Origin of the sequence: Paraburkholderia sp. Ac-20336, assembly GCF_017105025.1 — a bacterium.
GTDB lineage: Bacteria > Pseudomonadota > Gammaproteobacteria > Burkholderiales > Burkholderiaceae > Paraburkholderia.
The window spans coordinates 26,451-43,776 of record NZ_JAAGPS010000005.1 but is presented as its reverse complement, the minus strand read 5'-3'; the positions used below and the strand labels follow the sequence as shown (position 1 = coordinate 43,776).

Below are 17,326 nucleotides of genomic sequence, written 5' to 3'. Positions count from 1 at the left end.
GCTGTTGCTGCTTCAGGCATTGGGCTTTTCAACCCTTCAGCGCCGCGAACGCGCCGCGCGCGGCGTCGAGCGTCGCGTCGATCACCGCGTCGTCGTGCGCGCTCGATACGAAGCCCGCTTCATACGCGGACGGCGCGAAGTACACGCCCGCGTCGAGCATCTTGTGGAAGAACGCGTTGAAGCGCGGCACGTCGCTTTGCGTGACTTCGGCGAAGCTCGCCGGGATCGACTCGCGGAAGTAGAGGCCGAACATGCCGCCGATGGCATCGGCCGCGAACGGCACGCCTGCTTCGCGCGCCGCCTGTGCGAGACCTTGCGTCAGACGCGTGGTGCGCGCGGCGAGCGTGTCGTAGAAACCGGGTGCCTGGATCAGTTGCAGCGTCTTCAGGCCGGCCGCGACCGCGATCGGATTGCCCGACAGCGTGCCCGCCTGGTAGACGCCGCCGAGCGGCGCGAGATGCGCCATGATGTCGCGCCGGCCGCCGAACGCTGCCGCCGGCATGCCGCCGCCGATCACCTTGCCGAGGCAGGTGAGGTCCGGCGTAATGCCGTAGACCTGCTGCGCGCCGCCGAGTGCGACACGGAAGCCGCACATCACTTCGTCGAAAATCAGTACAGCGCCGTGCTCGGTGCACAGGCGCCGCAGCGTCTGCAGGAATTCGGGCGTGGCGCGCACGAGGTTCATGTTGCCGGCGACCGGCTCGACGATCACCGAGGCGATCTCGTTGCCGAAGGCCTTGAACGCTTCTTCGAGCGCGGCGACGTTGTTGTATTCGAGCACGGTGGTGTGCTTCGCGATGTCGACCGGCACGCCCGCCGAGGTCGGGTTGCCGAAGGTCAGCAGACCCGAGCCGGCCTTCACGAGCAGGCTGTCCGCGTGGCCGTGATAGCAGCCCTCGAACTTGACGATGCGGCTGCGGTTCGTGAAGCCGCGCGCGAGACGCAGCGCGCTCATGGTCGCCTCGGTGCCGCTCGACACCATGCGCACCTGTTCGATCGACGGCATGAGCTTGCAGATTGCCTCGGCGATCTCGATTTCCGATTCGGTCGGCGCGCCGAACGAGAAGCCGTTCGCGAGCACGCGCTGCACCGCTTCGAGCACTTCCGGATGCACGTGGCCGAGGATCATCGGCCCCCATGAGCCGATGTAGTCGGTATAGCGCTGGCCGTCGGCGTCCCAGAAGTAGGGGCCTTGCGCGCGCTCGACGAAGCGCGGCGTGCCGCCGACCGAGCGGAAGGCGCGCACCGGCGAGTTCACGCCGCCGGGAATGGTGCGTTGCGCGCGTTCGAAGAGGGTTTCGTTTCTGGACATGACGATGGCTGGAATAGCTGGAATTGGGGTTGCGCAGCGGCGCAGAGGGCCTGCGGGTGATTCCCGCGGGCGATTCGCGCGATGCCGGGATAGGTGGGGAAATTGTACCGGAGTCGGCGTGGACGGGCTGTGCAGACGGGCTTGCCGGTTGCGCGCCGGCGGGCTTTTATCGGCCTCGGCGGATGCGCTTCGTTCGATGCCGGGTTCGATGCCTCGTTCGAGTACCGGTTAGGCGTTTCGTTCCGTTGTGGTTCGGTGAGGCGTGGTGCTGGCCGCTGGCGCGTGAGCGAGCGAGACTGGGTTGGACTGTGCGAGGTGAGGCGGATGGTTTTCGTTCTGGCTGGGTTCAATCTTCCGCTGCGCGTTTTGTCGCGGTCTTGCGTGGCACGGCCTTGGCGCGAGGCGTTTTGACGGCCGGGGCGTGGCGGGTTCCGGCGCGGGCCGGCTGTGCCGTGCTTTCGCTCCCGCTTTCGCGCTTGTTCGCGCTCCCGCTCGTCCGCGTCGCGGCGGATTTCCCGCCAGCGGCATTCGCCGTCGCCTTTTGCGCTGCGGCTGCATGCGCCGTGACCTTCGTCGAGCGTGTCCGCCCAACCGGCATGTCGAGCTTTGGCGGCTTGCGCTTGCCAGTCAGCTCGGCCCAGCGCTTTTCAAGCGCGCCCTCGGCGATCGGCTTGATGATCGTGCCCGAACTCTGGGCGTCCCATGTTTGCACCGAGAACGGATGCACGCGCAGCTGCTCGCGCGGAATCACCGGCGCCTCGTGCGCATCGACGAGCCAGTCGTAGACGAAGTCGATGCACAGGCGATAGCCGCGTTTGGTCGACGCGTCCGGCACTTCGTAGGGGGCGCGCGTCACGTAGCCCGAGCCGAAAATGCCCTTCGGCTCCTGAGCGACGCGATGCAGGAACACGCGATCCCCGGGCAGGATGCCGCGTGCAAAGCCGCAGCCCCATACATCGGTCACGGCGACCCCGGCGGCGACGCGTTTCGCGATGTCGGGCAGCTCGGGCCACGGCCATTTCTTGGGGCTCCAGATCAGCAGGAAAGCGGTCATCGCAAGCTCGAAACAGGATGGATGGGTGTCGGGCCGCAGCGCTTCGCGCGTGCGAGGCTCGGCGCTCGCGGCTGCGTCTCGTGATGCGGCAGGACGTGCACGCGGCAGCTTAACCGATCGGCGCGGCGCTTGCGGCGCAGCGTTACCACGGCCGCCGCCGCCGTCCGGGCCGGTGCGGCGGCCATGGTGGCCGATTGCTCACGCGGCGAGGCGCGGGCGGCGGTGATCGTTCGACCGTCGCGTACAATCGGGGCCATCAGGCTGTTACGGCCCCGCTTTGCCCGTCGCGCGGCCGATGTCCGCGCGGCTCCATCCGGATTTCCCCATGTCTTACGTCGTCAAGCGCCGGCCCGATGGCCGGCTGATCCTGCTGCTCGGTGCGCTGGCCGCATGCGGGCCGCTTTCCGTCGACATGTATCTGCCGAGCCTGCCGACCATCGCGCAGGCCTTCGCGGTCAGCACCGCCGCCGCGCAGTCGACGCTCACGAGCTTCATGGCCGGCTTCTCGATCGGCATGCTGCTCTATGGTCCGCTGTCGGACACGTATGGCCGCCGGCCGGTGCTGCTCGGCGGCATCGCCATGTTCGCGCTGGCGAGCATCGCGTGCGCGCTGTCGTTCTCGATCGGCTCGCTGGTCTCGTTCCGCTTCGTGCAGGCGTTGGGCGCGGGCGCGGCCTCGGTGCTCGCGCGGGCGATCGCGCGCGACGCGCACGAGCCGGCCGACGCCGCGCGCGTGCTGTCGATGATCGCGATCGTCACGTCGATCGGCCCGCTGCTCGCGCCGCTGATCGGCGGACAGTTGTTGCTGCTCGGCGGCTGGCGCATGATCTTCGTCCTGCTGACGCTGTTCGGCAGCGCGTGCGCGGTGACCGCCTACCTCAAGGTGCCGGAGACGTGGCCGCGCGAGAAGCGCGCGCAGTCGGCGCTGCTCAAGTCGTTCGGCGCGTATGGCGCGTTGTTGCGCGATCCGGTCGCGTGGGGGCATATGCTGTGCGGCGGCATGGCGTTCGCGTCGATGTTCGCGTACATCACGGCGACGCCGTTTGTGTACATCGAGTATTTCCACGTATCGGCGCAGCATTACGGCTTTCTGTTCGCGCTGAACATCGCCGGCATCATGTTCGGCAATTACATGAACACGCGGCTGGTCGGCCGGCTCGGCCCGGTGCGGATCATTTCGTTCGCGGCGACCGTGAGCTTCGTCGCGTCGCTGTTCGTCAGCATCGTCTCGCTGACCGGTTTGGGCGGCTTGTGGTCGATCGTATTCGGCCTGTTCTTCGTGGTCGGCGTGGTGGGCCTGTTGACCGCCAATTGCACGACCGATCTGATGCATCGCTATCCCGTCAACGCGGGCGCGGCGGCGGCCGTGTTTGGCGCGGTGCAGCTCGCGCTCGGCGCGTTGTCGAGTATCGCGGTCGGCTTGTGGCAGGACGGCTCGCCGCAGGGGATGGGGGTCGTGGTCGGCGTCGCCGGAACCTTGTGTTACGTCGGACGGATGCTCGTGATTCGCTGGCATCGGCCGAAGGCGCCTGTCGCGGCGGCGTGAGCGTGGCTGAGGGCACGCTGACTATTGCGTGGGCGCTTTGCGAAGCTGGTACGGGCGCCATTGCGCGGATGCACCGTGGGCGGAGCGCGGTGTCGGCGTGGTGTGCCGTATGCGTTGCCGCTCCTGTCTTGTGTTGAGGTGTCGCGTGTGACGCGATGATGTGCATCTACGGAAAACACCTGGTGTTGCGCGCGCGCCACCGTGAGTTTCGGATTGCGTTGCTATGATGAAGCCACTGTTCCTCGGAGCGGCAATCATGGCGATCAAAGACCTGATGAACGGCGAGCGGCAACACGCTGCATTCGCCGAAGCGCAAAGGCTGGCAGATAGCGGCGCTTATTATGATTACACCGACATCGAATACGTCTTGCGCTTTGATTACGGGTTGACGGATGTATCGGCTCTGCTCGAAGGGCAGTTGATGCATCGCGATCTGAATCGCCGTTGCGCCGATGCGCGCGAGAAGCTGGAGATGGCTGGCGCGTGAGGGGGGCGGTGGTTAAGTGGAGTGGGGCTTCGCGCGATGTATTTGCCATTCCCTTGCCGAGTCAATCCTCGTCTTCAAGCCAGATGCAGAAATATTGTCCATCTTCACTACTTACGACAATGCCTGAGTCAAATGTTGAATCTGTCAGGCCGTTCCATGAATTCGACAGCGCCGATGTCCTGTTCGAAAAATATCTGCTATCAGTAGATTCGTTTTCGGAAATTATTCTTTCAGCTAGTTCGGCTGCCTTCCTGCTGTCCATGCATTCGTAGTCGTAGGCCTGTCCTTTCCAGAGAAGATGCGTGAGGATAGCAATTGCGTTGGCTCTATCCTGCGCTACCAGCGCAGCTCTATCCGGGGTCAAGCCGAATTTTTTCAACACCTGGGACAGGTCATTCGAATAATCCAGAATGCTGGAAATTCTGATCATCGTTGGACCTCTCGCAGCAAGGATTTCCTTGATTGGATTCATTTGAATATTCCCCTCAATTAGATATCCAGATAGGCGGTAAGAATGAAATATGGCATTCCGTTGTATGCCTTATGCCGAAGAACAACGGTGACCTTGCATTTCCGTCGGGCTGATCGACTGGCGTGTTAGTACTGCGGCCAGTTGCGGAGCACTCAGTACAACACGAACACCATCGTCATCGTTATTGATCTGGATCACTGAGAAATTCCCATCATTTCCATTTTTATCGGGATCTCAGCCTACCAGGCGGTTCCAGTGTTTTGCTATGGGATTGGGATGAAAGTGGAGCGCCTGTAACACGCCATGATTCGAATGGCGAACGCCCGAATATGGGCAGGCCGACGTATGGAGGCATCCAGAAGGCGCGCGAATCCCGGTATCGGTCAGGGATGGGCTGGAAACGAGTTCGTGCTCGATGCTGGACAGCAAAAACAAAACCCCGCACATCTCGCGATCTACGGGGTTTCATCGATCAAAACTGGCGGAGGCGGTGAGATTCGAACTCACGGAAGGATTGCTCCTTCGCCGGTTTTCAAGACCGGTGCCTTAAACCACTCGGCCACACCTCCAAACCGCAAATTGTAACCTGAAAATTGCCGGTCGCGGAGCCCGGTTGGGCCTCGGCTACCGCGAATTAACGCGCATCCTTCAGAAACAGCGCCTGCAAATCGTTCAGGAACGCCTGGCCGAGCGGTGTCGGCGCGATCTTTTCGTGATCGCGCGTGATGAGCTTGCGCCGCTCGGCTTCCTGCAACGCCGGCTCGATCGTGGTCATCGAAAGGCCGGTGCGCTCGGCGAAGCGATGCACCGGAAACCCCTCCACGAGCCGCAGCGCATTCAGCATGAATTCGAACGGCAGATCGCGCGGCCCGACCTCGTGCTCTTCCTGCACGGCCGCGCCGGCCTTCGCCTGCTCGATGAACGTCGCGGGATGCTTGTAGCGCGCCTGGCGCAGCACGCGATTCGGAAACGACAGCTTCGTATGCGCGCCCGCGCCGATGCCGAGATAGTCGCCAAAACGCCAATAGTTCAGGTTGTGCTTGCTTCGCCGATGCGGCTTCGCATACGCCGACACCTCGTAGCGCTCGTAGCCGGCCTCGGCCGTGCGTTGATGAATCCAGTCCTGCATGTCGGCCGACGCATCGTCGTCGGGCAACGCGGGCGGGAACTTCGCGAACAGCGTGTTCGGTTCGAGCGTGAGGTGGTACAGCGACAGATGCGGCGGCGCGAACGACAGCGCTGTTTCGACGTCGGTCTGGCATTCGGCGAGCGTCTGCTGCGGCAACGCAAACATCAGGTCGAGGTTGAAATTCTCGAATGTGGTCGCGGCGACTTCGACCGCATGGCGCGCCTGGGCCGCGTCGTGAATACGGCCGAGCGCTTTCAGATGCGCCTCGTTGAAACTCTGGATGCCCACTGAGAGCCGGTTCACGCCGCTCGCGCGAAACTGCGCGAACTTGTCCGCTTCGAACGTACCGGGGTTCGCTTCGAGCGTGATTTCGGCATCGGCGTCGAGCGGCAGCAGCGCGCGAATGTCCGACAGCATGCGCTCGAGTCCCGCCGCCGACAGCAGGCTCGGCGTGCCCCCGCCGATAAACACCGTATGCACCTGACGGCCCCACACGAGCGGCAACGCCATCTCGAGATCGGCGCGCAGCGCGTCGAGGTAGTCGTGCTCCGGAAACGTCTCGCCTTTCCACTCGTGCGAATTGAAATCGCAATACGGGCACTTGCGCACGCACCACGGAAAATGCACGTAGAGCGCAAGCGGAGGCAGCGAGGTCAGCCGGATACTGCCCGGCGATGTGAATGCCTGAATGACGCCGTTGCCGACGTCGGCCGGCGTTGGCTTGATCGGAATCACGCTTCCTCCGACAGACGCGCGAGCAGTTGCCGCAACGCGATCGCGCGATGGCTGCTGGCGTTCTTCACCGCGGGTTCGAGTTCGGCGGCGCTCGCGTTCAGCGACGGCAGATAGAAGTACGGGTCGTAGCCGAAGCCGTGTTCGCCGCGCGGCGCGTCGAGGATTTCGCCGTGCCAGCGGCCTTCGGCGATCAGCGGCTCGGGGTCGTCCGCGTGACGCACGAGCGCGAGCACGCAGTAGTAGTAACCGTGGCGATCGCTCGCGCCTCGCAATTCGTCGACCAGCCGTGCATTGTTCGCCGCGTCGCTTTTCTCGCCGCCGGCAAGCTGTGCGTAGCGTGCCGAATAGACGCCCGGCGCGCCGCGTAGCGCGCGCACGCAGAGGCCCGAGTCGTCGGCGAGCGCGGGCAGGCCGGTGAGCCTGGCCGCGTGGCGCGCCTTGGTCAGCGCGTTTTCGACGAAGGTCGGATGCGGCTCTTCCGCTTCCGGCACGTTCAGCTCGCCTTGAGCGATCAGTTCGATGCCGGCCGCGCCGAGCAGCGCCGCGAATTCGCGCAGCTTGCCCGCGTTGTTCGAGGCGAGCACGACTTTTTTCAGCGGCATGTGCAACGGCGCGCCCGCCGGGTTGGCGCCGTTGGCGCGGGGCGTGCCGCCGTCCTTGCGCGCGTCGTTCACTGCTGCACTCCCAGCGCCTGCTTCTGCTTTGCGATCAGCGTGTCGATGCCGTCGCTCGCGAGATCGAGCAGCGCATTCATTTCATCGCGCGAGAACGGCACGCCTTCCGCGGTGCCCTGAACTTCGACGAAACCGCCCGAGCCCGTCATCACGACGTTCATGTCGGTGTCGCATTGCGAGTCCTCGTCGTAGTCGAGGTCGAGCACCGGCATGCCGTCGTACACGCCGACCGAGATCGCCGCGACGTAATCGCTGATCGGCGAGCTTTCGATGCGGCCCGTCGCGAGCAGTTTCGCGACCGCGTCATGCGCGGCGACGAACGCGCCCGTGATGCTCGCCGTGCGTGTGCCGCCGTCGGCCTGGATCACGTCGCAATCGATATGGATGGTGCGCGCGCCGAGCTTCTCGAGATCGAACACCGAGCGCAGCGCGCGGCCGATCAGGCGCTGGATTTCCTGGGTGCGGCCGGTCTGCTTGCCGCGCGCGGCTTCGCGGTCGCTGCGCGTATGCGTGGCGCGCGGCAGCATGCCGTATTCGGCGGTGAGCCAGCCCTGGCCGCGGTCGCGCAGAAACGGCGGCACGCTTTCGTTGACGCTCGCCGTGCAGATGACCTTGGTGTCGCCGAACTCGACCAGCACCGAGCCCTCGGCGTGCTTCGTGTAATGACGCGTGATGCGCACGTCGCGCAACTGGTTGGCCTGGCGGCCGCTGGGGCGGCGGGTGTCGTTGATCATGTCGGATAGGGTCGAAAGAGGTCGGAAGGAAGGCGGGGGAAAGGCGCAATTTTACCGCCGATCGGGTGGCGCGGCGACGCGGGCGAACGATGCGCGAGGCCACGTGCGGGGAGGCTCCTATGGCAACCGGAGCAAAAACCGATGCCGGGCAAACGCAGCTTCGCATGAGGAATGCGATTGCGGCGAGCGCAAGCGCGCCATGTTGCCGGCGGCATATCGTCCTGCTTTTCGACGAGCGTTCGCACCGAACGTTCGCATGCCGTTCGCACGCAACGACGTGCTGCCGCGCGTAACGGTTCGCAACCATGCCGTCGCTCCGATTGTCCTCCTGCGAGCGCATGCCGGCCCGCTTGCGCGCCCGCTTCGGGCGGGCGGCGCGAGCAAAAATGGGATAATGCCGGTTCCCCGCCTCGCGTCTCGTACACGCCGGGCGATCCGCTTCTCAGGCCGGCGTCGAACGCATGGCCGCAATCGCGAGAAATACGATGATCTACAGCATGACTGGCTATGCGAGCGCCACGCGCGAACTCGTGGCGGCCTCGGGTACTGGCGGCGTGAGCGTGTCGGTCGAACTGCGCACGGTGAACTCGCGCTTTCTCGATCTGAATTTCCGCATGCCGGAAGACGTGCGCGTCGTCGAACCGACGCTGCGCGAAATGCTGATGAACAAGCTGTCGCGCGGTAAGGTCGACATCCGCGTGAATCTGCAGCGCAGCGAGCAGTCGGCGAACGCGGGTGCGCTCAACCGCGACGCGCTCGAACAACTCGCGCTGCTCGAACGCACGGTGCTTTCGACGTTCCCTGAAGCCGGCCGTCTGCGCACCGGTGAAATTCTGCGCTGGCCGGGCGTGCTCGCCGAAAGCGGCATCGCGCCCGAGACACTGCGCGACGCGGTGCTCGCCTGCGGCAAGCAGGCCATCGCCGACCTGATCGACGTGCGCGCGCGCGAAGGCGCGCAACTCGCGAACATGCTGCTCGCCAACGTTACCGAAATGGAGGCGATCGTCGCGAAGATCACCCCGCTCGTGCCGGAGCTGATCACGCGGCATCAGCAGAAGATCGTCGAGCGTCTGCAGGAAGCACTCGGCATCGCCGCGCCCGACGCGGCCGCGACGATCGTCTCGCGCGAGGAGATCAACGAACGGATTCGCCAGGAAGTGACGATGTACGGCATCCGCATCGACATCGCCGAAGAACTGTCGCGCCTCACCGCGCACCTGAACGAAACGCGTCACGTGATCGAGAAGGGCGGCAAGGTCGGCAAGCGGCTCGACTTCATGATGCAGGAGCTGAACCGCGAAGCGAACACGCTCGGCTCGAAGGCGGCGGCCAAGGAACTCGCGGATTCGTCGATGACGCTGAAGCTCCTGATCGAGCAGATGCGCGAGCAGGTACAGAATCTCGAATAAGGCTGGAGCACCCCACATCATGACCGACCACCACCCACGCGAAAGCAGCGCGCCGCGCCATCCGTACGCCGGCGCTTATCCCGGCAATCTGTTCATGGTCGTCGCGCCGTCGGGCGCCGGCAAGTCGACGCTCGTGAATGCCTTGCTCGCGGGCGACGACGCGATCCGTCTGTCGATTTCGTACACGACGCGCCCGCCGCGTCCGAAGGAACAGGACGGCGAGCACTACCACTTCACGACCGTCGAAGATTTCATGCAGCGCCACGACGCGGGCGAGTTCCTCGAAAGCGCGGAAGTGCACGGCAACTACTACGGCACCTCGCGCGTCTGGATCGAGGAGCAGATGAAAAACGGCCATGACGTGCTGCTCGAAATCGACTGGCAGGGCGCGCAGCAGGTCAAGAAGCAGTTTCACAACGCGGTGGAAATTTTCATTCTGCCGCCGTCGCTCGAAGCGCTCGAGGAGCGTCTGAAAAAGCGCGGTCAGGACGAGCCGAACGTGATCACGCGACGCCTGCTCGCGGCCGGCGGCGAGATCGCGCACGCGGCCGAGGCGGAGTACGTCGTGATCAACGAGAACTTCGATCGCGCACTCGCCGAATTGCGCTGCCTCGTCGGCGCGACGCGCTCGCGCTTCGCCTCGCAGTACGCGCGTCACACGCAGCTTTTCATGCAGCTCGGCATCCATCTGCCGCACGCGTGAGCGCGGCGTCGTGTCGAGCACATAAGGTAGAATAAGCAACATACTGAGAAGGAACCCAACATGGCCCGCATTACCGTCGAAGACTGTCTCAAACAGATCCCGAATCGTTTCGAACTCGCGCTTGCCGCAACCTATCGCGCGCGTCAGCTCGCGCAAGGCCACACGCCGAAGATCGAAAGCCGCGACAAGCCCACCGTGCTCGCGCTGCGTGAAATCGCGTCGGGCCAGGTCGGCGTCGAAATGCTGAAGAAGGTGCCGGTTTAAGGCGCGCTGTTTTTCGTTGTTGATTGCCGTGTAATTTGAACGTGCAGACCTGCGTCCAACCCTGACCGCTACGGAGGCGACCATGAGTACCACCCCGCCCACCGCCACGGAAGTGGATCACGACGCCGACTCGCCCTCGTCTGCACGCAAGTACATCGACGCGGTCCTCGAACAGTCGTTCCGCCATCTGTTCGGGCCGACCGCCACGCCGGAGCAGCCGCGCCGGCATGACGTCGTTTCCATCGCCAGGCTGACGTCCGCCCTGTCCGGCTATCTGCAGCCGGAAGAGATCAAGGGCATCAAGGCGGCCTTCCATTTCAGCGACGAAGCCCACCTCGGCCAGTATCGCCAGAGCGGCGAGCCCTACATCACGCATCCGGTCGCCGTCGCGGAAATCTGCGCGGGCTGGAATCTCGACGCCCAGGCGATCATGGCGGCGCTGCTGCACGACGTGATGGAAGACCAGGGCGTGACCAAGGCGGAGCTCGCCGAGCGTTTCGGCGCGAAGGTCGCGGAACTGGTCGACGGGTTGTCCAAGCTGGACAAGATGGAGTTTCGCAATCGCGAGGAAGCGCAGGCGGAGAACTTCCGCAAGATGCTGCTCGCGATGGCGCGCGACGTGCGCGTGATTCTCGTCAAGCTGGCCGACCGCCTGCACAACATGCGCACGCTCGGTGCCGTGCCGCCGGAGAAGCGCCGCCGCGTGGCGCGCGAAACGCTCGACATTTACGCGCCGATCGCGCACCGGCTCGGCCTGAACAATACCTATCGCGAGCTGCAGGACCTGAGCTTCGCGAACTTCAACCCGCACCGTTACGCCACGCTCGAAAAAGCCGTCAAGGCGGCGCGCGGCAATCGGCGCGAGGTGGTCGGCAAGATTCTCGAATCGGTGCAGCGCGCGATCTCGGATGCGAAGATCGACGCCGAGGTCACCGGCCGCGAGAAAACCATCTTCAGCATCTACAAGAAGATGCGCGACAAGCAGTTGTCGTTCTCGCAGGTGCTCGACGTGTACGGTTTTCGCGTGGTCGTCGAGAGCGCGCTCGAATGCTATACCTGCATCGGCGCGCTGCACGCGCTCTTCAAGCCGGTGCCGGGCAAGTTCAAGGACTACATCGCGATCCCGAAGGTGAACGGCTATCAGTCGCTGCACACCACGCTCGTCGGCCCGTTCGGCGCGCCGATCGAGTTTCAGGTGCGCACGCGCAAGATGCACGAGATCGCCGAGGCGGGTGTCGCCGCGCACTGGCTCTACAAGAACGGCAGCGCCGATCTGAACGACGTGCAGAAGCGCGCGCACCAGTGGCTGAAGTCGCTGCTCGACATCCAGAGCGAAGCGGGCGATTCGAGCGAATTCCTCGAACACGTCAAGATCGATCTGTTCCCGGACGCGGTCTACGTGTTTACGCCGAAGTCGAAGATCATGGCGCTGCCGCGCGGCGCCACCGCGCTCGACTTCGCGTATTCGATTCACAGCGATCTCGGCAACCAGTGCGTCGCCGTGAAGATCAACAACGAGTTGCTGCCGCTGCGTACGGAGTTGAAGAGCGGCGACATCGTCGAGGTCATCACGGCGCCGTATTCGAAGCCGAATCCGGCGTGGCTCGGTTTTGTGCGCAGCGGCAAAGCGCGCTCGGCGATCCGTCATTATCTGAAGACGATGCGCCTGAACGAGTCCGTGCAGCTCGGCGAACGTCTCGTCGATCAGGCGCTGAAGGGCTACGGGCTCGCGCTGTCGGACGTGACGCCGGAAGCGTGGGAAAAGCTCGTGCAATGGACGGGCAACAAGAACCGCCAGGAAATTTTCGCGGACATCGGTCTCGGCCGGCGTGTCGCGGCGGTCATGGCCAAGCGCATCGAAGTGCTGATGAGCGGGCGCGACGCCGACGACGACGGCTCGCGTTCCGAGTCTGGTTCGGCGCCGCATGCGCCGCCGGTCGTGATTACGGGCACCGAGGGGATGTCGGTGCAATTGTCCGCGTGCTGCCGGCCGATTCCGGGCGACGACATCATGGGCTATATCGGCATCGGCCTCGGCATGGCGATCCACACGACCGACTGCCGCGTCGCGCAGCGTATCCACCGGCGCGATCCGGGCCGCTGGATCGACGTCGCATGGGCGCCGCAGCCGGGGCGTCTGTTCGACGTCGCCGTGAAGGTGCTGGTCAAGAACACGAAGGGCGTGTTTGCCCGCGTGGCGGCCGATATCACGTCGGCGGACGCGAACATCGTGCATATCGCGATGGACGAGGATTTGTCGCAGGAATCCACGATTCTGCGCTTCGTGATCCAGGTCAGCGATCGTGTCCATCTCGCCAACGTGATGCGCCGCGTGCGCACGAATCCGGACGTGATGCGTATCACGCGGGAGAGGCCGAGCGAGGAAGGGCACCACCGCCACGATGGCGGCATGCGGGTCGATCGCGAGCGCGCGGACTATTGAGTCGAGCGTATCGGCTTGGGTTCTGATTGCGCGGCAAGCTCGTTTTGACCGTGCTCTCGCCGTAGCTGGCCTGCGGTTCTTGCATTCCTCGTGCGGCATCCGGAGCGTGGCCTGAAGGCAAGTCTCACCGACTGGGGGAATGCTGATGAACGTAGCCGACCTCAATGGCGTGGCGCTCGATTATTGGGTGGCCCGCAGCCTGCATGACTTCGTGCGCGAAATTTACTTTACCGATAGCGGCGAGATCGTTGCGATTCGCGGCAATGACCGTGGTCGTCCGTGGGATGGCCGCTTTACGCCGTCCACGTCGTGGGAGACTGCCGTGGTCGTGCTCGAGCGTGCGCGGCGGCTGGACGTGCGCGAGCAGGGCGAGGCCGGTGCCGTATGCGTTGCGGAATTCCAGGGCGGGCATGGTGCTGCGCAAGGGCGGGGAGAGTCGTTGCGTACGGCGTTGTTGCGGGCGTTCGTCGCGAGCCATTTCGGCGTTACCGTGAGCGACGTGCTGCGCGAGACGCAGGCATTGACTGGTGCGCGGGCCGTGGCGATCAGCGAGCAGACGGTGGGTGGTTTTGTCGAGGATCTGCCGCGTCCGGATGGGCAGATTGGGGATATCCAGTCGTCGCCGCGATAAAACCGCCGACGACTATCGCCGCAACGGTATGCGTATCTTCCTGTAAGAACGCTTCGCGGCCGTCCGATAACGCACCCGATGGGCGCCAGGAAAAAACAAAGGGCCTTCCGACTGGAAGGCCCTTCATAGGTGGTGCGGCTGGCAGGATTCGAACCCACGACCCCTTGGTTCGTAGCCAAGTACTCTATCCAACTGAGCTACAGCCGCACGCAAAAACAGGTGATGCATTACAGCAATGAAATCGGTAAAACTTGAGGGCTTCCCAGAGGAAAGCCCTTGAATAAGGTGGCGCGGCTGGCAGGATTCGAACCCACGACCCCTTGGTTCGTAGCCAAGTACTCTATCCAACTGAGCTACAGCCGCACACAGAAACGAGATTATAGCCAATGGATTCCAAAAATGGAAGTCCATCACGGAGATTTGTGTCACAGGCCTGATCGTGTAACCATCTTGGGACGTTGTTGTAGCTTGCTGCTGTTACTGGATCACTATGAACAAGGCCTTTGTCAAAGAGTCGAGCGAAGACAGTGACGACGATCTCGACGTCGCTCAGCCCGATGTACCCGCGGGCACCAAAAACTACATGACGCCTGCCGGCTACCGGCGTATGCGTGATGAACTGCTGAATCTGATCGATGTCGAGCGACCGGACGTGGTCAAGCTCGTGTCGTGGGCGGCGTCGAATGGCGACCGCTCGGAGAATGGCGATTACATCTACGGCAAACGCCGTCTACGGGAAATCGACCGGCGCATCCGCTTTCTGACCAAGCGGCTCGATCTCGCTGAAGTGGTCGATAGCAGCAGGCAGGAGAATGTCGATCAGGTTTTCTTCGGCGCGACCGTCGAATATGCAACGGAAGATGGCGAGGACCATACCGTGACGATCGTCGGCATCGACGAGGTCGATCTGGACGTCGGCCACGTCAGCTGGATTTCGCCGATTGCGCGTGCGCTGCTCAAGGCGAAAGTCGGCGATACGGTCACGTTGTTCACACCGGCAGGCCCGCAGCCGATCGATATTCTCGACGTCAAATATCCGCCGCCCGATAACGGCGGCTAGGCAACAGCGGTTGAGCGCCCGGGCAGGGCGCAGCGCAGGCATAAAAAAAGGCGCCGCGAACGGCGCCTTTTTACTGCGAATACCTCAGCAGTTTTTAGAAGCGGTGACGCAGACCCGCCGTCACAGCGACTTGCTTGTTGTTGCCCGAAGCTGCGCCGAGGCCATTGATGTTGGCGTCGACGATCGATCCTTCGTTCGCTGCCTGATAAACGCCCTGCAGGTACACGTCGGTACGCTTGGACAGCGCATAGGCGGTTTGCAGGTCGACCTGGTTCCAGTGCACGTGCGTGCTGGACAGGTTTGCACGCGTGTACGTGTACGCAGCCGCGAGGCTCAGTGCCGGCGTCAGAGCGTAACGGGCATTGGCTTCGATGTTCTGGAACTGGGCGCTGTTGGTCGGGAGGCCAACGCCGCCCGAGATACCCGATGCGCTCTGGCTGATGCCGGCGAGACCTTGCAGGTTCGTCTGCGAGTACACGAGGCCGACCGTTGCCGGGCCGAACGCGTAGTTGGCACCTGCGCCCCACGTTTGCTGACGAGCCGCGAAGAACGTGTTGTCGCCCGATACCGCGCCACCCGAGTTGAACGCCGCCGCCGCGCTGTTCGCGCCGTTGCTGTTCAGTTGCAGGTAAGCGGCCGCGACGTTCAGGCCGCCCCAGTTGTACGACGCGCCCGCGCTGTAGGCGCGGTTGTTCGAGAAGCCGTCAGCCTGGTTCGAGAAGCCGTACAACGCGCCGAACTTGAAGCCGCCGTAGTTCGCGCTCTGGAACTTGATCGAGTTGTTGATCCGGAACGAGTTGTTCAGGTTGTCGTTGTCGAACGGGTGCGCGAACTGCGTGCCACCGTATTGCGTGCCGGTCAGCGCCAGCGGGGCGACGTAGTCGACCATGCTGTCATATTGACGGCCGAGGGTGACGGCGCCGAACTGGTCGCTCGACAGACCCACGAAAGCCTGACGGCCGAAAATGCGGCTGTTCTGCTTGAGCGTGCCGTCATTGATGCCGAAGCCGTTTTCCAACGTGAAGATAGCCTTCAGGCCGCCGCCGAGGTCTTCGGCGCCACGCAGGCCGAAGCGGCTGCCGTTGACCGAGCCGCTCGTCATTTGCCAGTTGCTGTGGCCGTGCTGGTTGTTCGTGAAGGTGATGCCGGCGTCGATCAGGCCGTACAGGGTGACGCTGCTCTGGGCATGCGCTGCGGTTGCGAAAACGCCCGTGAGGGCGGCGACCATGAGTGTCTTCTTCATTGATATAACTCCAAGAGCGAGAGAGGTTTGAACCCTGGCTTGGGAGACCTTCACGCGGCGCTGCGAGAAGCGGAATTCGCGTGAGAAGCGCGTCGATCAGATTCTTCGCGCCGGTTTCCGATTAGGCAGAGTGTAGAGAGACACTTCCGGAAGTGGGCATTCCGATTTTCGCAATAAAGTATTACGCAGCCGGAAACGATGTATGAATGCCGCTTGGGCCTTATAGGTAAAGGCTTTGCGCCATATTGAGATAGCCCGGAAGGAGAATGGCGAGAATTGCGTTGTTGATCCGCGACACAAATCGATGCAAAAAAGCAACGAAAAGAAACACGAAAAACGATTGTTGTTATTGCGGCAATAGATGGTTGTTAATAGTGCGAATAAACGAAATCGCGTATGGCCGCTATACTGAAAGTTCTGCTTTCCGAAGCAGACTTTTTCGTTGACGAAAAAGATCTCCAAACCTTTGTCGGCGCGACTTCCCAGTCGCGCTTTTTTTTATCTGCGGACTCTATATTCGCGGGTCAGCCTAGTGCGCCGGCGCCGTGCCGTCGGCCTCGTTCCAGTCGGCCGCGGTCGCCACGCTCCAGTCTTCGATCACGTAACGGCGTGCGTCCATCGGCGAGGACAGCAGGTTTTGCCAGTGATCCCCGTGCCACATCGGATCGAAATCGAAAGCGCTGGGGGTGTCCGCAACCCGGGCGGGCTGGTCGGAAACCACCTTTGTGCGCGAGTGAGCAAGCCAGGTGAAAAGACGGCGAATTTCATTGAAGAGCATGGCAACCTCCCGATGCGCATCGCTACCCTTGCTTGGCATCATGCGATTACGAATGCACTGCAGCAAGTCGGACAAACACTTACCGAAACCAGGGTTTCGTTACATTTAATTGACGTGACGCCGCAATTTTTGCCGTTGCTTGATGTGGATTAAATCTTGCCCGGTAAGATTGACGGAATATTTTTATTTTGATGCGGATTGTGTATTTATCTCGTAATGAGCTAAACGCATACGAAAAGTTTACTTGACGACGATTCCTGGTTGCCCGTATAACGGCAAGGCTGCATTTCATTGGGCGATACTGTATTTCAATAGTCAGCTATTAGCGCCGATGAATTCGGGATTGGAACAATTCGGGGCAATGCCCGATTTTGATAAATCATAGAGGAAAGCGGAAAATGGAAACTGGTGTCGTCAAATGGTTCAACGATGCTAAGGGTTTTGGTTTTATCACTTCGGATACGGGCGGCGAGGACCTCTTTGCGCACTTTTCGGAGATTCGTAGCGAAGGCTTCAAGTCGCTGAAGGAAAACCAGCGCGTGTCCTTCGAGGTCAAGACGAGCCCGAAGGGCAAGCAGGCGGCCAATATCCAGCCGCTGTAGGATTTGCGTCGCGCCGGGACCTGGGTTCCGGCCGTATCAGGAGAGAACCC

The 17,326-nt window shown here is 62.7% G+C and carries 16 protein-coding genes, 3 tRNA genes and 1 pseudogene; 9 read left to right on the top strand and 11 right to left on the bottom strand.

Annotated features, from left to right (window positions below; all coding sequences use genetic code 11):
- Window positions 1-28 precede the first annotated feature (28 nt).
- On the bottom strand, window positions 29-1,312 hold the full coding sequence (hemL, locus tag GXB81_RS03660) for a glutamate-1-semialdehyde 2,1-aminomutase (protein ID WP_205988396.1): 1,284 nt from the start codon (window positions 1,310-1,312) through the stop codon (window positions 29-31).
- 541 nt (window positions 1,313-1,853) lie between these two features.
- Window positions 1,854-2,366, bottom strand: a pseudogene (locus tag GXB81_RS31310) (hypothetical protein); the annotation flags it as partial.
- A 325-nt stretch (window positions 2,367-2,691) separates the two neighbouring features.
- Between GXB81_RS31310 and GXB81_RS03650 the strand changes: the two are divergent.
- Window positions 2,692-3,912: a Bcr/CflA family multidrug efflux MFS transporter gene (locus GXB81_RS03650; protein ID WP_205988395.1), complete on the top strand. Its 1,221-nt coding sequence runs from the start codon at window positions 2,692-2,694 to the stop codon at window positions 3,910-3,912.
- A gap of 256 nt (window positions 3,913-4,168) precedes the next feature.
- Entirely contained in the window at window positions 4,169-4,399 is a 231-nt protein-coding gene (locus GXB81_RS03645) for a hypothetical protein (RefSeq protein WP_167046837.1), read from the top strand.
- Between the two features lie 61 nt (window positions 4,400-4,460).
- Here GXB81_RS03645 and GXB81_RS03640 read toward each other — a convergent pair whose 3' ends face one another.
- From GXB81_RS03640 to rph, 5 genes are all read right to left on the bottom strand, one after another.
- On the bottom strand, window positions 4,461-4,871 hold the full coding sequence (locus GXB81_RS03640; RefSeq protein WP_167281585.1) for a hypothetical protein: 411 nt from the start codon (window positions 4,869-4,871) through the stop codon (window positions 4,461-4,463).
- A gap of 479 nt (window positions 4,872-5,350) precedes the next feature.
- Window positions 5,351-5,440, bottom strand: a tRNA-Ser gene (locus GXB81_RS03635).
- A gap of 65 nt (window positions 5,441-5,505) precedes the next feature.
- Window positions 5,506-6,735, bottom strand: coding sequence for a radical SAM family heme chaperone HemW (gene hemW / locus GXB81_RS03630; RefSeq protein WP_167046507.1), 1,230 nt, complete (start codon window positions 6,733-6,735; stop codon window positions 5,506-5,508).
- Window positions 6,732-7,409 carry an RdgB/HAM1 family non-canonical purine NTP pyrophosphatase gene (gene rdgB / locus GXB81_RS03625; protein WP_167046510.1) on the bottom strand — a complete coding sequence of 226 codons (678 nt, stop codon included), beginning with the start codon at window positions 7,407-7,409 and terminating at the stop codon, window positions 6,732-6,734. Before rdgB ends, hemW begins: the two co-directional genes overlap by 4 nt.
- On the bottom strand, window positions 7,406-8,143 hold the full coding sequence (gene rph, locus GXB81_RS03620) for a ribonuclease PH (protein ID WP_167046513.1): 738 nt from the start codon (window positions 8,141-8,143) through the stop codon (window positions 7,406-7,408). The genes rdgB and rph overlap by 4 nt, the downstream gene beginning before the upstream one ends.
- Window positions 8,144-8,628: 485 nt before the next feature.
- Between rph and GXB81_RS03615 the strand changes: the two genes are divergently transcribed.
- From GXB81_RS03615 to GXB81_RS03595, 5 genes are all read left to right on the top strand, one after another.
- Window positions 8,629-9,552 (top strand): YicC/YloC family endoribonuclease, encoded by a 924-nt coding sequence (locus GXB81_RS03615; RefSeq protein WP_167046516.1) that lies wholly within the window; start codon window positions 8,629-8,631, stop codon window positions 9,550-9,552.
- 19 nt (window positions 9,553-9,571) lie between these two features.
- The gene (gene gmk, locus GXB81_RS03610) at window positions 9,572-10,255 is read left to right on the top strand and encodes a guanylate kinase (RefSeq protein WP_167046519.1); all 684 of its coding nucleotides are present in this window, start codon (window positions 9,572-9,574) and stop codon (window positions 10,253-10,255) included.
- A gap of 60 nt (window positions 10,256-10,315) precedes the next feature.
- Window positions 10,316-10,519: a DNA-directed RNA polymerase subunit omega gene (rpoZ, locus tag GXB81_RS03605; RefSeq protein WP_008921215.1), complete on the top strand. Its 204-nt coding sequence runs from the start codon at window positions 10,316-10,318 to the stop codon at window positions 10,517-10,519.
- 82 nt (window positions 10,520-10,601) lie between these two features.
- On the top strand, window positions 10,602-12,962 hold the full coding sequence (locus GXB81_RS03600) for a bifunctional (p)ppGpp synthetase/guanosine-3',5'-bis(diphosphate) 3'-pyrophosphohydrolase (RefSeq protein WP_167281570.1): 2,361 nt from the start codon (window positions 10,602-10,604) through the stop codon (window positions 12,960-12,962).
- A gap of 145 nt (window positions 12,963-13,107) precedes the next feature.
- Window positions 13,108-13,593 carry a phage protein NinX family protein gene (locus GXB81_RS03595; protein WP_167046840.1) on the top strand — a complete coding sequence of 162 codons (486 nt, stop codon included), beginning with the start codon at window positions 13,108-13,110 and terminating at the stop codon, window positions 13,591-13,593.
- Between the two features lie 130 nt (window positions 13,594-13,723).
- On the opposite strand, the gene GXB81_RS03590 is transcribed toward GXB81_RS03595, so the two are convergent.
- Both GXB81_RS03590 and GXB81_RS03585 read right to left on the bottom strand, forming a co-directional pair.
- A tRNA-Arg gene (locus GXB81_RS03590) sits at window positions 13,724-13,800 on the bottom strand.
- A 79-nt stretch (window positions 13,801-13,879) separates the two neighbouring features.
- Window positions 13,880-13,956 (bottom strand) — tRNA-Arg (locus GXB81_RS03585).
- A gap of 127 nt (window positions 13,957-14,083) precedes the next feature.
- On the opposite strand from GXB81_RS03585, the gene greB reads away from it, so the two are divergent.
- The gene (gene greB / locus GXB81_RS03580) at window positions 14,084-14,653 is read left to right on the top strand and encodes a transcription elongation factor GreB (protein ID WP_167046524.1); all 570 of its coding nucleotides are present in this window, start codon (window positions 14,084-14,086) and stop codon (window positions 14,651-14,653) included.
- A 94-nt stretch (window positions 14,654-14,747) separates the two neighbouring features.
- On the opposite strand, the gene GXB81_RS03575 is transcribed toward greB, so the two are convergent.
- Both GXB81_RS03575 and GXB81_RS03570 read right to left on the bottom strand, forming a co-directional pair.
- The gene (locus tag GXB81_RS03575; protein ID WP_167281568.1) at window positions 14,748-15,896 is read right to left on the bottom strand and encodes a porin; all 1,149 of its coding nucleotides are present in this window, start codon (window positions 15,894-15,896) and stop codon (window positions 14,748-14,750) included.
- Window positions 15,897-16,425: 529 nt separating this feature from the next.
- Window positions 16,426-16,674: a hypothetical protein gene (locus tag GXB81_RS03570; protein WP_167046530.1), complete on the bottom strand. Its 249-nt coding sequence runs from the start codon at window positions 16,672-16,674 to the stop codon at window positions 16,426-16,428.
- A 398-nt stretch (window positions 16,675-17,072) separates the two neighbouring features.
- On the opposite strand from GXB81_RS03570, the gene GXB81_RS03565 reads away from it, so the two are divergent.
- Window positions 17,073-17,276 carry a cold-shock protein gene (locus GXB81_RS03565; protein WP_062128797.1) on the top strand — a complete coding sequence of 68 codons (204 nt, stop codon included), beginning with the start codon at window positions 17,073-17,075 and terminating at the stop codon, window positions 17,274-17,276.
- Window positions 17,277-17,326 lie beyond the last annotated feature (50 nt).

Coding starts and splice junctions, on each gene's coding strand:
- hemL (WP_205988396.1), bottom strand. CDS start 1,312: ATGTCCAGAAACGAAACCCTCTTCGAACGCGCGCAACGCACCATTCCC.
- greB (WP_167046524.1), top strand. CDS start 14,084: ATGAACAAGGCCTTTGTCAAAGAGTCGAGCGAAGACAGTGACGACGAT.
- GXB81_RS03640 (WP_167281585.1), bottom strand. CDS start 4,871: ATGAATCCAATCAAGGAAATCCTTGCTGCGAGAGGTCCAACGATGATC.
- rpoZ (WP_008921215.1), top strand. CDS start 10,316: ATGGCCCGCATTACCGTCGAAGACTGTCTCAAACAGATCCCGAATCGT.
- rph (WP_167046513.1), bottom strand. CDS start 8,143: ATGATCAACGACACCCGCCGCCCCAGCGGCCGCCAGGCCAACCAGTTG.
- GXB81_RS03650 (WP_205988395.1), top strand. CDS start 2,692: ATGTCTTACGTCGTCAAGCGCCGGCCCGATGGCCGGCTGATCCTGCTG.
- GXB81_RS03615 (WP_167046516.1), top strand. CDS start 8,629: ATGATCTACAGCATGACTGGCTATGCGAGCGCCACGCGCGAACTCGTG.
- GXB81_RS03565 (WP_062128797.1), top strand. CDS start 17,073: ATGGAAACTGGTGTCGTCAAATGGTTCAACGATGCTAAGGGTTTTGGT.
- GXB81_RS03575 (WP_167281568.1), bottom strand. CDS start 15,896: ATGAAGAAGACACTCATGGTCGCCGCCCTCACGGGCGTTTTCGCAACC.
- gmk (WP_167046519.1), top strand. CDS start 9,572: ATGACCGACCACCACCCACGCGAAAGCAGCGCGCCGCGCCATCCGTAC.
- GXB81_RS03570 (WP_167046530.1), bottom strand. CDS start 16,674: ATGCTCTTCAATGAAATTCGCCGTCTTTTCACCTGGCTTGCTCACTCG.
- GXB81_RS03645 (WP_167046837.1), top strand. CDS start 4,169: ATGGCGATCAAAGACCTGATGAACGGCGAGCGGCAACACGCTGCATTC.
- GXB81_RS03595 (WP_167046840.1), top strand. CDS start 13,108: ATGAACGTAGCCGACCTCAATGGCGTGGCGCTCGATTATTGGGTGGCC.
- GXB81_RS03600 (WP_167281570.1), top strand. CDS start 10,602: ATGAGTACCACCCCGCCCACCGCCACGGAAGTGGATCACGACGCCGAC.